13 protein-coding genes and 1 pseudogene are annotated in these 13,669 nt (G+C 60.5%); 8 read left to right on the forward strand and 6 right to left on the reverse strand.

Annotated features, from left to right (window positions below; genetic code table 11):
• Nucleotides 1-24: 24 nt before the first annotated feature.
• From AC04SF_RS29590 to otnC, 8 genes and pseudogenes are all read left to right on the forward strand, one after another.
• A complete protein-coding gene (locus AC04SF_RS29590; protein WP_488480653.1) occupies nucleotides 25-885 on the forward strand; it encodes an NAD-dependent epimerase/dehydratase family protein in 861 nt (286 codons plus the stop codon).
• A 21-nt stretch (nucleotides 886-906) separates the two neighbouring features.
• Entirely contained in the window at nucleotides 907-1,617 is a 711-nt protein-coding gene (locus tag AC04SF_RS29595; protein WP_488480654.1) for a GntR family transcriptional regulator, read from the forward strand.
• A gap of 11 nt (nucleotides 1,618-1,628) precedes the next feature.
• Nucleotides 1,629-2,741: an isocitrate/isopropylmalate dehydrogenase family protein gene (locus AC04SF_RS29600; protein WP_488480655.1), complete on the forward strand. Its 1,113-nt coding sequence runs from the start codon at nucleotides 1,629-1,631 to the stop codon at nucleotides 2,739-2,741.
• Nucleotides 2,738-3,064, forward strand: coding sequence for a putative quinol monooxygenase (locus tag AC04SF_RS29605; protein WP_488480656.1), 327 nt, complete (start codon nucleotides 2,738-2,740; stop codon nucleotides 3,062-3,064). Before AC04SF_RS29600 ends, AC04SF_RS29605 begins: the two co-directional genes overlap by 4 nt.
• Before the next feature lie 2 nt (nucleotides 3,065-3,066).
• Nucleotides 3,067-3,621 (forward strand): annotated as a pseudogene (locus AC04SF_RS29610) (haloacid dehalogenase type II); the annotation flags it as partial.
• A 165-nt stretch (nucleotides 3,622-3,786) separates the two neighbouring features.
• A complete protein-coding gene (locus AC04SF_RS29615; protein WP_488480737.1) occupies nucleotides 3,787-5,265 on the forward strand; it encodes an aldehyde dehydrogenase in 1,479 nt (492 codons plus the stop codon).
• Nucleotides 5,266-5,269: 4 nt separating this feature from the next.
• A complete protein-coding gene (gene otnK / locus AC04SF_RS29620; RefSeq protein WP_488480657.1) occupies nucleotides 5,270-6,541 on the forward strand; it encodes a 3-oxo-tetronate kinase in 1,272 nt (423 codons plus the stop codon).
• On the forward strand, nucleotides 6,541-7,185 hold the full coding sequence (otnC, locus tag AC04SF_RS29625; protein ID WP_488480658.1) for a 3-oxo-tetronate 4-phosphate decarboxylase: 645 nt from the start codon (nucleotides 6,541-6,543) through the stop codon (nucleotides 7,183-7,185). Before otnK ends, otnC begins: the two co-directional genes overlap by 1 nt.
• Nucleotides 7,186-7,269: 84 nt before the next feature.
• Here the strand turns inward: otnC and derI are convergent, their stop codons facing one another.
• The 6 genes from derI to tkt all read right to left on the reverse strand — a co-directional run bounded on the left by derI (nucleotide 7,270) and on the right by tkt (nucleotide 13,461).
• Nucleotides 7,270-7,731 carry a D-erythrulose-4-phosphate isomerase gene (gene derI / locus AC04SF_RS29630; RefSeq protein ID WP_488480659.1) on the reverse strand — a complete coding sequence of 154 codons (462 nt, stop codon included), beginning with the start codon at nucleotides 7,729-7,731 and terminating at the stop codon, nucleotides 7,270-7,272.
• 13 nt (nucleotides 7,732-7,744) lie between these two features.
• Nucleotides 7,745-8,515, reverse strand: a complete 771-nt coding sequence (locus AC04SF_RS29635; protein WP_488480660.1) for a triose-phosphate isomerase — start codon at nucleotides 8,513-8,515, stop codon at nucleotides 7,745-7,747.
• On the reverse strand, nucleotides 8,512-9,288 hold the full coding sequence (locus AC04SF_RS29640) for a DeoR/GlpR family DNA-binding transcription regulator (RefSeq protein WP_488480738.1): 777 nt from the start codon (nucleotides 9,286-9,288) through the stop codon (nucleotides 8,512-8,514). Before AC04SF_RS29640 ends, AC04SF_RS29635 begins: the two co-directional genes overlap by 4 nt.
• 108 nt (nucleotides 9,289-9,396) lie before the next feature.
• A complete protein-coding gene (fba, locus tag AC04SF_RS29645) occupies nucleotides 9,397-10,449 on the reverse strand; it encodes a class II fructose-bisphosphate aldolase (RefSeq protein WP_488480661.1) in 1,053 nt (350 codons plus the stop codon).
• A 10-nt stretch (nucleotides 10,450-10,459) separates the two neighbouring features.
• The gene (locus tag AC04SF_RS29650) at nucleotides 10,460-11,467 is read right to left on the reverse strand and encodes a class 1 fructose-bisphosphatase (protein WP_488480662.1); all 1,008 of its coding nucleotides are present in this window, start codon (nucleotides 11,465-11,467) and stop codon (nucleotides 10,460-10,462) included.
• Complete coding sequence (gene tkt / locus AC04SF_RS29655; protein ID WP_488480739.1) at nucleotides 11,464-13,461, reverse strand: transketolase; 1,998 nt, start codon at nucleotides 13,459-13,461, stop codon at nucleotides 11,464-11,466. Before tkt ends, AC04SF_RS29650 begins: the two co-directional genes overlap by 4 nt.
• Nucleotides 13,462-13,669: the final 208 nt, after the last annotated feature.

A 13,669-nucleotide genomic window follows, 5' to 3' on the forward strand; every position in this document is an offset into this window, starting at 1 on the left:
GCAACATCAGACGAGGATCTTGAAATGAGAGTTTTGGTAACAGGCGGCAGCGGCAAGCTTGGACGCGCGACGGTGAAGCATCTGCTTGATAATGGGCATGACGTCATCAATGCCGATACGATCGAGCCGCGGGAAAACCTCTGCCCCTTCATCAAAGTCGACTTTGAGGACATGCGGGCAACCCTTGAAGCCATTACCGGTTTTGACTGGGACCATAACCGCAAAACCGAAGCGGTCGTGCACCTTGCCGCTATCCCGATGCCGGGTAAGGTCGCGCCGGCCGAGGTCTTCAGGGTCAACACGGTCTCGACCTTCAATGTCTTCGAGACCTGCCGCCTTCTTGGCATCAAGAACGTAGTGTGGGCGTCCAGCGAAACGCTGCTGGGCATTCCCTACACGATCAAGCCGGACTATTTCCCTGCCGACGAGAACTATGCTCCGCGTCCCGAAACCTCGTACTCGCTGTCCAAGCATCTAGGCGAGGAGATGGCCAAACAGTTCTGCCGCTGGGACAAGGACCTGAAAATCGTGTGCCTGCGCTTTTCCAACGTCATGGAAGAGAGCGAATACGCCGACTTCCCGGCGTTCGAAAAAAATCCGGGCGGGCGCCGGTTCAACCTGTGGACCTATATCGACGCCCGCGATGGCGCACAGGCAATCCGCAAATCTCTGGAATGGAGCGGTAAGGGAGCCGAGGTCTTCATTATCGCCAACCAGGACGGTGTCATGATGACGCCCAATGATGAGCTGGTCGGGCGCTTTTACCCAGGCGTACCGTTCAAGCGGCAGGTCGGCGATAACGAGACATTGCTGTCAATCGAAAAGGCAAAATCGGTGCTCGGGTACAACCCCGAACACAGCTGGCGCCGCTACGCCGGATCGTGAAGCGAACGAATAGGGGAAGAAATGGCCACTGCCACGAAACCGGAAGCCGCTCACCTGATCAAGGATGAGACGTTCGCCAAGACCATGACGACCACGGCATATCTGAAAATCCGCCGGTTGATTCTGGAGAACAAATGGTCGCCCGGTTTCCAGGCCACCGAGCAGGAGGTCGCAACAAGCCTGGGGATGAGCAGGACACCTGTTCGCGAAGCGCTGATGCGTCTTCAGCAGGAGGGACTGGTCTCCGTTGTCCCACGTCACGGCATGCGCGTCTTGCCGGTGTCGACGTCGGACATGAAGGAAATCTATGAAATCCTCACGTCGCTCGAAAGCACCGCCGCCGAGCTCGCGGCCGGCCGCGCGTTAACGGACGAGCAACTCAGCGGGCTGGAACGGGCAACCGCCGACATGGACAAGGCGCTCGCCGCCGACGACCTCGACCGCTGGGCGCAGGCCGACGCGCGGTTCCACGAACTGCTTCTGGATCTCGGCGGCAACCAAATGCTGAAGTCGGTGGTCATGAATTTCATCGACCGGGCTCACCGCGTGCGCATGCTGACCCTCAAAATGCGGCCGAAGCCGGTGAACTCGACCCGCGATCACGCTGAGCTCGTGAAGGCTATCCGAGCCGGTGATGTTGCGAACGCCGGACGCATCCACCGGGAACACAGGCAGCGGGCGGGGCGGGAGCTCCTCGATCTGCTTGATCGCTTTGGACTGAACCATCTCTGACTGGATCGAAAATGATGAAGAACCAGACGCTCACTATCGCCGTGCTTCCCGGCGACGGAATCGGCCGGGAGGTCATGCCCGCCTGCCTTGAACTCGTCGAGGCCGCCCTCGACCTCGTCGGCGCCCCGGCGCTAACGTTCCAAACATATCCGGCGGGGGCGCAGTATTATGCGGAGAGCGGCGAGGCGTTGCCGAGTGCAACGCTCGAGGCGTGTCGCAAGGCCGAGGCCATCCTGTTTGGAGCGATGGGCTGGCCCGACATTCGCTTTCCCGACGGCACCGAAATCATCCCGCAGCTCGATCTTCGTATGGAGCTCGGCCTGTTCGCCGGCGTGCGGCCGATTCGGTGGTTTCCCGGCTTGCCGCGGGTGCTGACCGACCCTCGGGCCGAAAACATCGATTTTGTCATCGTGCGCGAGCAGACGGAAGGTTTGTTTTATGCCCGGGGCCGCGGTGAAATCCGCGACGATGAGGAAGCCTATGACACCATGCAGATCACCCGGGCTGGTACAGAGCGCGTGGTGGAGTTTGCCTTCCAGATCGCCTCACAACGCAAGCGTCGCGGCAAGCCGGGAAATGTGACCTGCGTCGACAAAGCGAATGTGTTTCAATCGATGGCCTTCTTCCGCAAGGTCTTCAACGAAGTCGCGACGCGCCATCCGGACATGACGAGGGACCACGCCTATGTCGATGCCTTGGCGCTCAACATGGTCAAGAAGCCTTGGACCTTCGATGTGCTGGTAACCGAGAACATGTTCGGAGATATCCTCTCGGATTTGGCCGCGGGCCTGATCGGCGGCATGGGTATGGCGCCATCTGCTGACATTGGCGAAAATCACGGGCTTTTCCAGCCTGCCCATGGAACCGCGCCCGACATCGCGGGCAAGGGCTTCGCCAATCCCAGCGCCATGTTCCTCTCGGGGGCGATGATGCTGGATTGGCTCGCGGTTCGGCACGGCGAACAAAGCCTCGCCAATGCCGCAAGCCTGATCGAGGAAGCCGTTGAGCATACACTTTCGAGCAATCTTGCGGTTCCAATGGAATATGGTGGAAGCGCCAACTGCGCTGACATGACCCGCTCGGTAATTGATTCACTCAGGGCAGTCCGCAAGGAGGTGGCATGAGCGGTGAGAGCGCGGGAGGGTTGGTGGTTGCGGTGGAGTTGTTGGTCGGCAAGGAGCACATCGATGTCTTCCAGGCGGCGATGATTGAAAACGCGGCAGCATCGCTCGGCGAAGAGTCAGGCTGCATCGTCTTCGACGTATGCCAGGATCCGAAACGGCCAGGTCGCTTCTACCTGTACGAATTCTACCGCAGCCAGACCGACTTCGACACCCACCTCCGGTCAAGGCACTTTGCGCGCTTCAATGAAGCCACCACACCCTGGGTGCTGGAGAAGAGGGTTGAGACGTTCAACCGTGTTTTCCCGGTATGGCAAGGACAATAGCGATGGCCAACGACATCAAGGCTATTGTCTTCGACACCTTCGGCACCGTGGTCGACTGGCGCGGCTCCATCATCGCCGACCTGTCTGCATGGGGTCGTAAAGAAGGTTTGACTGTCGACTGGGCCGACGTTGTTGATCGCTGGAGAGGCCGCTACGACCCGCAAAAGGCGCGCGTGCGGCGCGGTGAACTGCCGTGGACGAATCTCGACGAGTTGCATTTCGAAGCCCTGAACTCGGTATTTGAAGAGTTGGCGTTGCCCATTCTGGACGAGTCGAAGATGATGCACATCAACAAGGTCTGGCACAGGCTTAAGGGCTGGCCGGACGCGTCGGGCGGGCTTCATCGCCTGAAGCGGAAATTCATCATCGGCCCGCTGTCGAACGCCAATGTCGCCATCTTGGTCAACATGGCCAAGGGTGCCGATCTGCCTTGGGACGCGATCTTCTCCTGCGAGCTTTTCCGGCACTACAAGCCCGACCCCGAGACGTATGAGGGTGTGTGTAAAATGCTCTATCTTGAGCCCGACGCTGTGATGATGTGCGCGGCTCACAATTACGACCTCGCCGCCGCCCGCAACGTTGGCCTCAAGACTGCGTTCATCCTGCGGCCGACCGAGCATGGGCCTGGCCAAGTCACTGGAAGCCGAGCAGGACTGGGATTTCGTCGCCAACGATCTCGAGCATCTGGCGCATCAACTGGGATGCTAGCAAAGGTGATGACGATGCAAACCTACAAGATGTTCATTGACGGCAAATGGGAGGACGCGGCCGATGGCGAGACTTTCGCTTCCTACAATCCTTTCACCGCCGAAGCCTGGGCGGCCATTCCAAAGGGAAAAAAGCAGGATGCGGAGCGGGCGATCAATGCTGCCCACAAGGCGTTCACAAGCGGCCCATGGCCAAAGCTGACGGCGAGCGAGCGCGGGCACCTTTTGCGGCGGCTCGGCGATCTGATCGCCGAAAACGCCGAGCGGCTGGCGAAGATCGAGGTGATCGATAACGGCAAACTTATCAACGAGATGCTGTTCCAGCTAAAGTACATCCCGCAGTGGTATCACTATTTCGGCGGCCTCGCGGACAAGATCGAAGGTGCGGTGATCCCGATCGATAAGCCCGAGACCTTCAACTACACGAGGCACGAGCCACTGGGCGTCTGCGTCGGCATCACGGCCTGGAACTCCCCGCTTCTTCTTTTGTCCTACAAGCTGGCCCCCGCCCTGGCGGCAGGCAATACATTCATCGCCAAGCCCTCAGAATTCACCTCAGCCTCAACTCTCGAACTCGCCAAGCTCGTCGAACAAGCCGGCTTCCCGCCCGGTGTTTTCAACGTCGTCACAGGCTTCGGTGCCGATGTCGGCGAGACACTGACAACCCACGAGCATGTCGCCAAAATCGCCTTCACCGGCAGCGAGGCCACCGGTCGCAAGATTGGCGAGGCGGCCGCACGCAATTTTAAGAAGGTCACACTGGAACTTGGCGGCAAGAGCCCGCACATCGTCTTTGCCGACGCCGAGATCGACAACGCAGTCAACGGCGTCATTTCCGGCATATTTGCAGCCACGGGCCAAACCTGCATTGCCGGTTCGCGTCTGCTCATCGAGCGCAAGATCCACGACCAGTTCCTTGAAAAGGTGATCGCCCTGGCAAAAACCGCGCGCATGGGTGATCCGCTCTCAACTTCCACGCAGGTTGGTCCAGTGACGACGCCGCCGCAACTCGAGAAGATCCTCGGCTATATCGACGTCGCCAGACAAGAAGGCGCGGAATGCGTCCTGGGCGGCGCACGGCCGACCAACCCAGAGTTTTCCAAGGGCTGGTTCGTCGAGCCTACCATTTTCTCGTCGGTGCGAAACGACATGCGCATTGCCCAGGAAGAGGTCTTCGGTCCCGTGCTGGCGGTCATTCCATTCGATACCGACGAGGAAGCCATCCAGATCGCCAATGACAGCCGCTACGGGCTCGCCGCCGGGTTCTGGACGCAGGACATGCGACGCATTCTGCGCGTCTCCGCGGCCATCCAGGCAGGCACGGTCTGGGTCAACACCTATCGAACGATCAGCTACATGTCGCCGCTGGGTGGCTACAAGCACTCCGGCATCGGCCGCGAGAATGGGCTGGCTTCGATCCAGAACTACCTGCAGACCAAGAGCGTCATGATCTCCACGGCCAGCAGTGTCGCCAATCCCTTCATCATGAGGTGAGGCGATGGCGGCGCCGAAACTCGCCGTCGGCTGCGTCGCTGACGATTTCACCGGAGCAACAGACGTCGCTGGTATCTTCGCCAAAAGCGGCATGAAGACCACAGTGATGATTGGCACCCCGCCCAACCGGCAGGAAGTAAGCGCGGACGCCATTGTCGTGGCGCTCAAGACGAGGACCATCGAACCGGCGGAGGCCGTCAGCCAGTCGCTGCAGGCGCTTCGCTGGCTTCGGCGCCGCGGAGCATCGAAGTTCTTTTTCAAGTACTGCTCGACCTTCGATTCCACCGACGCGGGCAATATCGGTCCGGTGCTTGACGCCATGTTGGAGGAGCTAGGCAGCAATTTCACGATCGCCTGTCCCGCCTTTCCTGCGAACGCCCGCACCGTCTACAAGAGCAACCTCTTCGTCGGTGATCTGCCCTTGAGCGAAACGGGGATGCGCAACCATCCGCTTACGCCGATGACGGATTCCAATCTCGTCCGGCTCCTTGCTCCGCAGACCAAGCGCAAGATAGTCGCGTGCTATCACGAGACGGTAAAAGGTGGCGTTGATGCGATACGGACCTGGTCCGCGCAGGCACGCGCGGAGGGTGCCGGGATAGGCATCATCGATGCGATCGACGATATCGACCTGGAGAGTATCGCCCGGGCATTCGCCGAGGCTCCGCTTCTGACTGGCGCCTCAGGCCTTGCCTATGGGCTGGCGCGGTCGATGTCCATGGAGAGGCCAACGTCAATTCACCCTCGCGAAGGTAACCGCGCCCGCACAGGATCTCGCGCCGTGATCTCGGGGAGTTGCTCGACTGCGACCAACGGCCAAGTCGAACGGATGCTTCAGGACCATGAGGGCTACCGGATAGACATCGGCAAGCTGGCGAATGGCCAGGACGTGGTGGCCGATGCGCTCAGTTGGGCCAAGGACCGCGTGGGACACAAGCCAGTGCTCTTCTATGCAACCGCTGCTCCTGAGGAGGTGAAAGCCAATCAGGCGAAATACGGCGCGACGCAAGCCGGCGAAATGGTGGAGGCGGCGCTGGCGCGGATCGCAAAGGAGCTGGTTGACGGAGGCGTCTCGCAAATGATCGTGGCAGGCGGTGAAACCTCCGGTGCGGTCGTGAAGTCGCTTGGCATCAACCAGCTCGACATCGGCAACGAGATTGCGCCGGGCGTTCCATGGGTCAGCGCACCGTCCCGCGCGGGGCCGATTTCCCTGGCGCTGAAGTCGGGGAATTTTGGCGGCGAAGATTTCTTCATCGATGCCTGGAGCAAAATCTGATGACGGCGACCCTTTCAGAAGAGACGAAAACACGGGATCAAATCGCGCGGATCGGCAAGTCAATTTTCGACCGGGGCCTCACATTCGGATCAACCGGAAACATGAGCGTGAAACTGTCGGATGGGCGAATGCTGATGACGCCGACCAATGCGTCGCTTGGAAATCTCGACCCCGAGCGGCTTTCGTTGTTTTCGGCCGAGGGTGTGCATATTGGAGGCGACAAGCCGACCAAGGAAGCCTTCCTGCATCAATGTATGTACTGCGCGCGGCCGCACGGCCGCGCCGTTGTGCATCTTCATTCGACCTACTCGGTAGCCGTCAGCATCCTTAAGGGCGTTGATGAGAGAGACGTGTTGCCGCCGCTCACCGCCTACTATGTCATGCGGGTCGGCCGCCTGCCGCTTGTCCCCTATTTTCGCCCGGGCGATCAGAAACTGGCAGAGGCGGTGCAAGAGGCCGCGAAGGACAGCAACGCCGTCCTGATGGCGAACCACGGTCCGGTCATCGCGGCAAAGTCGCTCGAGGAGGCGCAATATGCTACCGAAGAACTCGAGGAGACCGCCAAGCTGTTCCTCATGCTCCACGGGCGCGAGTTGCGCCCGCTTACTCCCGAGCAGCGAAACGAGTTGGCGGGCGGCAACTGAGGCGCCCTAAAAAAGGATGCCGTGCCCGACAACAATTGTTGCGATCTCTGTCTGGTGTTGCCATCGCAAGGAAGGTCGTCAGGCTTAGCGGGGCACTGTATTGTACTTGGCATCAACCTCGTTGATCGCCTTGACGTTACCTGCCGAACGGCCGTTCTCATCGAAGCTGTGCGCGAGGAAGGCGTCGGCAATCGATTTAGCAAGCTCCGGGCCAATGACACGCGATCCCATGGTGATGATTTGCGCGTTGTTCGAGAGCGCGGCGCGCTCTGCCGAATAGGTGTCGTGCGTCAGGGCGGCGCGAATGCCTGGCACCTTGTTGGCCGCGATGCAGACGCCGATACCGGTGCCGCAAACAAGGATGGCACGGTCATATTCGCCCTTGAGCACGGCTGAGCCGACGCGATCCGAAAGGTTTGCATAAAAGGCCTCGGGGCCGGCGTCGGTGCGAGAGACCTCCTTCACATCGTGCCGATCCTTCAGGTGGTCGGCTAGAACCTTGGCGAGCCCCTCGCCCGCACTGTCTCCTGCAACAGCGATTTTCATGTTCGTCTCCTTTTCAGATTTTGGCGGCGCAGCGCGCCAGGATGTCGAGGTAGCCCTCGACCTTCCAGGCCGAGCGACCAATGAAGAGTCCGTCGATGTCGGGGCAGGTGATCAGTTCTTCGCAATTGCCGGGATTGACCGAGCCGCCATAGAGGCAGGGGATGCGACGCCCGAGGATCTCGTGGGCGAACCTGGCGATTTCGGCATGACGGGCGTTGGCATACTCGGCCGTCGCAGGGATGCCACGTTCACCGATCGCCCAGACAGGCTCGTAGGCGAGAAGGATCGGAGCCCCTCGCTGGCCGGCAGCCAGCTTGCCGAGCGCGCCGCGCACCTGCGTTGCCAGGACTTGGCTCGCCCTGCCGCTGTCGCGGTCCGCAAGCGTCTCGCCGATACAGATCAGCGGCACGAGGCCGTGGCGGACGGCGGCCTCCGTCTTGAGGCCAACGGTTTCATCGGTTTCCCCAAAATGCTCGCGGCGCTCCGAATGGCCGAGCTCAACGATATCGAGTTCGCAGTCCTTCAGCATCACCGGCGACACTTCCCCGGTCCAGGCGCCTTCATCTTCCCAATGCATGTTCTGTGCACCGACCTTGACCGAAGTGCCTTTGAGCATCCTCTTGACTTCACGGACGGCGGTGAATGGCGGGATGACGAAACGCTGGAGGCGGTCATGCCGGCCGGACTCGGCGCGGCACAAGCCATCGGCGAACTCGCGGGCTTCCTCCAGGGTCTTGTTCATTTTCCAGCTGGTGCCGACCCAAAACTGCTTGTTCCCGGTCATTGTGTTGCCTCTGCGGTAGCGATCCTGACGACGGTTTGTCCACCTTCGAGCTCGACAGCCGTTTGGTGTGGCAACGGTTTGTCGGAGATGATCGTGCTGAAATCATTGAGGTCGGCGAGTACATGCAACGCCGTGTGGCCGAAGCGTCGGCTATTGACCAAAAGGCAGCTTTGTCTGCTGGAGGCGATCATGGCGCGCTTGCTGCGCACGACGGTCTCGTCCATGTGATAGGCGAGGCGGCCCGACGCGGCAGGCGCTGAGACAAAGGCAATGTCGGCACGCAGGCGCGAAAGCGCCTCTTCAGTGACAATCCCAAAATAGGCGTTGAACTTGGAGGAATAGACCCCGCCTACGGCGATCAGCGTGGCGCCGCTCTCGCCCTTGTTGCGATCAATGATCGCTGCATTGTTGGTGATGATCGTAATTGCTCTTTTTCTTGCCAGCACGTCGCCGAGCATCGCGGCCATTGACCCGTCGTTGATCATGACGGTCATGCCTGGCTCGACGAGCTCGGCTGCTGCGGTCGCAATCGACCGCTTCACATCGGCTTCCTGCAGCTCACGGAAGCGGAAATCGCTCTCGAACTGGGTCCCTGGTTCGATGGTCGCGCCACCGCGCACTTTGCGCAGCACACCGGCTCGCTCGAGGTCGTCAAGGTCGCGGTGTATGGTCATCTTCGAGACCGCGAACCGAGTGGCTAGATCATCGAGATCAACCGCGCGGCTGGCAACGAGAAGATCGATGATTTCCTGCCTGCGCTCTTCTCGTTTCACGATCATCTCCATTGCTGCGTCGCCGGCTGCCGGACGAGCTCCGACACGTGGCATAAGGCGCTTCGCCGGCGTGTGTAAGCGAGTGCGCCAATGTCCAACATGTCGCTCTCAATGGACAGTCCCGTTGCGATAGCGCTCAGCCATTTCGGACAGCGTCAAGGGGACGATGCCATGAGCGTGGCCCGCCGATCCGAAAGCCTCGAAGCGCTCGCGGCATAGCTTGGAAAGTGCTGCCATGGCGGGCTTCATGTATTTCCGCAGATCGAATTCGGAGGGATCCTCGCTCAGCACGCGTCGGACCTGCCCGGTCATCGCCATGCGGCAATCTGTGTCGATGTTGATCTTGCGAACCCCATGCCGGATGCCGCGCCGAATTTCCTCGAGCGGCACCCCCCAGGTGGGTTTGAGCTCCCCGCCGAACCTGTTGATGATCTCCTGCAGTTCGTCCGGCACGGACGAGGAACCGTGCATCACAAGATGGGTATGGGGCAGCCTGGCATGGATGGCCTCGATCACGTGCATTGCAAGCACGTCGCTATCGGGCTTGCGGGTGAATTTATAGGCGCCATGGCTGGTGCCCATTGCGATCGCCAAAGCGTCGACCTTGGTCTCCTTCACGAAGGCCGCAGCCTCATCCGGATCGGTCAGGAGCTGGTCGTGCGACAGTTGGCCTTCCGCGCCATGCCCGTCCTCGGCCTCGCCCATGCCGCTTTCCAACGAACCGAGCACGCCAAGCTCACCCTCTACCGACACACCGCCCCAGTGAGCGAAATCCGCAACACTCTTCGTCACGCCAACATTATAGTCCCAGTCGGCCGGCGTTTTGCCGTCCGCTCGCAGCGATCCGTCGATCATGACCGAGGTGAAGCCGGCCTGGATCGCTGTCATGCAGCTGGTTGGCTCATTGCCGTGGTCGAGATGAACACAGACCGGGATGTTGGGGTATATCTCCGTCACGGCGTCCATCATGTGCCTGAGCATGACGTCATTGACATAGGCGCGCGCACCGCGGCTGGCCTGCATGATAACGGGCGAGTCCGTCAGGTTGGCCGCCTCCATGATCGCAAGCGCTTGTTCCATATTGTTGATGTTGAATGCTGGTACGCCGTAGCCATGTTCGGCCGCGTGATCCAGCAATTGACGTAAGGTAATTCGCGCCATGGCTTTCCCCTTATGCTTTCCGGACCAGACCTGAGATCAGTTCGACTTCGTTGACAGAGCCGAAGACCAGCGGCGTCCTGCAATGGTGGGACGCGGGCGGCTTGTCGAGTATGTTGATGCTGCCGTCGGTGGCGAGGCCTCCGGCGGCCCGCATCAAAAATGCGATCGGATTGGCCTCGTAGACGTGGCGCAAGCGGCCCTGCTCGTAGCCTTGACGGCCATCGGCGCCGTAGAGGAAGACGCCACCGCGCAAAACAATGCGATGGAGCTCTCCAACGGCGGCGCCCAGCCAGCGCATATTGAAGTCGCGGCCCCGGGGACCCGAACTGCCCTTCAGGCAGTCGTCCACATAGGAACGGGTCGACGGCACGAGATGGCGATGCAAAGACGCATTGTAGGCGAGATCCGCCGTGTCGGGCTTTATCCGGACACTTTCCCGGATGACGTAGAAACTTCCATCATTGGGGTTGAGCGTCGCCAGGACGACCCCTTCCCCGACCGAAAAGCCAAGATCGACGGTGTTGCCATAGGACACGTAGCCGGCAGCGACCAATTCCCTTCCCGGCTTGAGGAACGGATCCTCACCGACCTCGAATGGAACGATCGAAAACAGCGTGCCAAGGGAGGCCCCAAGTCCGACATTGCCTGATCCGTCAAGCGGATCTATCGCGACGGCGAGGCCTGACGAACCAAAGACAGCCGGCACTTCCGCCTCCTCGGACAGCACCTGCGCCGCGCCGGCATCCCGCAGCAGGGCCAGGAACAAATGATGTGAGGCAACGTCGATCGCCTTCTGTTTGTCGCTGTCGGAATTGACGCCGACGATCTCGGCCGGATCGCCAGGAAGTTCACCGAGGGCGATCCTGGCCGACAAGGCCCGTGCGCCCGTCATCACGGCGTCGATTTGCTTTGTGATCGCGAGGCGGAGCGCGTCCGCGCCCGCCCAATCCTCCAGAAAATCCTCCACGGCTCGCAGTGCGCGAGCCGGTTGATCATTGGTAAGCCTGAGCACGTTCATGGCGTTGCTCCGAGCTTCTCGAGAGCGAGCGCCACGATCGCCTGGCTGGTGATGCCGAATTTCTCATAAAGCACATCGGCGGGCGCCGAGGCGCCGAAGCCGGTCATGCCGATGACGTCGTCCTCGCTGTCCACATAGCGGGTCCACCCGAATTTCGACAACGCCTCGACCGCTATGCGCGGCGCGTTGCCGAGCACGGCCTCCCTGTAGGCTTTCGGTTGCTTCTCAAAGAGATCCCAGGCGGGCATTGAGACGACAGCTGCATGAATGCCCCTCTCCTTCAGTTGCTCTGCCGCGGCAACGGCGAGCGAAACCTCGGTCCCGGTGCCGAGAATGGTCAAGTCACGCGCCGGACCGGACTCCTTTATGACATAGGCACCCTTTTGCGCCCGGTTGACGGTGTCGCGCTCTAACCGGAGTTGAGGAACATTTTGACGCGAAAGCGCCAGAACCGATGGAGTGTTGCGGTCGCGCAGAGCGATGTCCCAACACTCCAGCGTCTCAACGGCATCGCAGGGTCGGAATACGTGCAGGTTCGGAACGGCCCGCAGGCTTGCCACGTGCTCGACCGGCTGATGTGTTGGACCGTCTTCGCCAAGCCCGATCGAGTCATGCGTCAATACGTATATCGAGCGCACCCCCATCAGCGCCGACAGCCGGATTGCGTTGCGACAATAGTCTGAAAAGACCAGGAACGTGCCCCCATAAGGAATAAGTCCGCCGTGCACGGCGATGCCGTTCATGGCCGCAGCCATGGCGAATTCACGCACCCCATAGCTGACATAGCGCCCCGAGCTGGTCGGCGTGAAGTCGCTGTCGACGGCGGCAACGCGGGTAAGATTGGAATGGGTAAGGTCAGCTGAGCCGCCGATCATCTCAGGCAGGGCGGCGGCTAGCGTTTCCAGAGCGATCTGGCTTGCTTTTCGGGTTGCGACTGGCTGGGGATGGTCGAGGAGCTTGGTCCGGGCGGCCTCAACCTGCACACCATAGTGATCGGGAAGCACGCCGGAGACCCGGCGCAGGAATTCCGCTTTCTTGCCGGCGTCAATGGAATCGAGCCGCCCTTGCCAATCGGCACGTGCGCCAGCTCCCATTGCGCCAATGGCACGCCAGCCTTCGAGGATCTCCGACGGTATTTCGAATGGCGCGGCCTGCCAGGTATAGGCAGCCTTGGCCGCAGCCGCCTCGGCTGCCCCCAGTGGCGCGCCATGAGCCGAGCTTTTGCCGGCCTTGGTTGGTGAACCATAGCCGATGACGGTCTTCATCGCGATCAGCGACGGCCTGCCCGCTTCTGCCTTCGCGCGGGTGATTGCCGCATCGATGGCCGCCGGATTATGGCCGTCGATGCTTTCGACATGCCAGCCATAGGCCGCGAAACGGGCAGGAACGTCCTCGGTGAACGAAACGGCGGTGGAGCCGTCAATCGTAATTGCATTGTCGTCATAGAGCACGATCAGCTTGCCGAGCTTCAGGTGACCGGCCAGCGAGGCCGCCTCCTGTCCGACGCCTTCCATGAGGCAGCCGTCGCCACAGAACACGTAAGTGTGGTGATCGACCAGGTCCGCGCCAAACTCATCCGAAAGGCGTCTTTCGGCTATGGCCATGCCCACCGCTCCGGCTATGCCCTGCCCGAGCGGCCCAGTGGTGATCTCCACGCCAGCAGTATGACCGTATTCAGGATGGCCGGGGGTCTTGGAACCCCATTGGCGGAAATTGCGGATCTCCTCGATCGAGACGTCCTCCACACCGCTGAGATAAAGCGCGCTGTAGAGCAGCATGGACCCATGCCCGTTCGACAGAACGAAGCGATCGCGGTCGGCCCAGCGAGGCTGGCTGGCGTCGAATTTCAAATGCCTTGCAAACAGCACGGACGCGGCGTCAGCCATGCCCATCGGCATCCCGGGATGACCCGAATTGGCTGCCTCCACGGCATCGATTGAAAGAACGCGGATCGCGTTTGCTAGATCAGAAATCGATACCTTAGCTGGGATCATTCGGCACTCCTCTGTCGACGTGCGAGAGGCCCCCAAAATATAACATATCTTATCACAATTCAACATTACTTTTTGTGATAAAGCTAACATTATCACATCCGACAGGGCCCAAGCCCCGCGAACCCGCAAGGATTCGGAGGGGATGGGCCTAATGCGAGATAGCAAACTTGGTTGATTTGATGTTATTTTGTGAGTTTCCTTGTAACAT

The organism is Mesorhizobium sp. CNPSo 4671, assembly GCF_057784245.1.

Coding starts and splice junctions, on each gene's coding strand:
- AC04SF_RS29590 (WP_488480653.1), top strand. CDS start 25: ATGAGAGTTTTGGTAACAGGCGGCAGCGGCAAGCTTGGACGCGCGACG.
- AC04SF_RS29595 (WP_488480654.1), top strand. CDS start 907: ATGGCCACTGCCACGAAACCGGAAGCCGCTCACCTGATCAAGGATGAG.
- AC04SF_RS29600 (WP_488480655.1), top strand. CDS start 1,629: ATGATGAAGAACCAGACGCTCACTATCGCCGTGCTTCCCGGCGACGGA.
- AC04SF_RS29605 (WP_488480656.1), top strand. CDS start 2,738: ATGAGCGGTGAGAGCGCGGGAGGGTTGGTGGTTGCGGTGGAGTTGTTG.
- AC04SF_RS29615 (WP_488480737.1), top strand. CDS start 3,787: ATGCAAACCTACAAGATGTTCATTGACGGCAAATGGGAGGACGCGGCC.
- otnK (WP_488480657.1), top strand. CDS start 5,270: ATGGCGGCGCCGAAACTCGCCGTCGGCTGCGTCGCTGACGATTTCACC.
- otnC (WP_488480658.1), top strand. CDS start 6,541: ATGACGGCGACCCTTTCAGAAGAGACGAAAACACGGGATCAAATCGCG.
- derI (WP_488480659.1), bottom strand. CDS start 7,731: ATGAAAATCGCTGTTGCAGGAGACAGTGCGGGCGAGGGGCTCGCCAAG.
- AC04SF_RS29635 (WP_488480660.1), bottom strand. CDS start 8,515: ATGACCGGGAACAAGCAGTTTTGGGTCGGCACCAGCTGGAAAATGAAC.
- fba (WP_488480661.1), bottom strand. CDS start 10,449: ATGGCGCGAATTACCTTACGTCAATTGCTGGATCACGCGGCCGAACAT.
- AC04SF_RS29650 (WP_488480662.1), bottom strand. CDS start 11,467: ATGAACGTGCTCAGGCTTACCAATGATCAACCGGCTCGCGCACTGCGA.
- tkt (WP_488480739.1), bottom strand. CDS start 13,461: ATGATCCCAGCTAAGGTATCGATTTCTGATCTAGCAAACGCGATCCGC.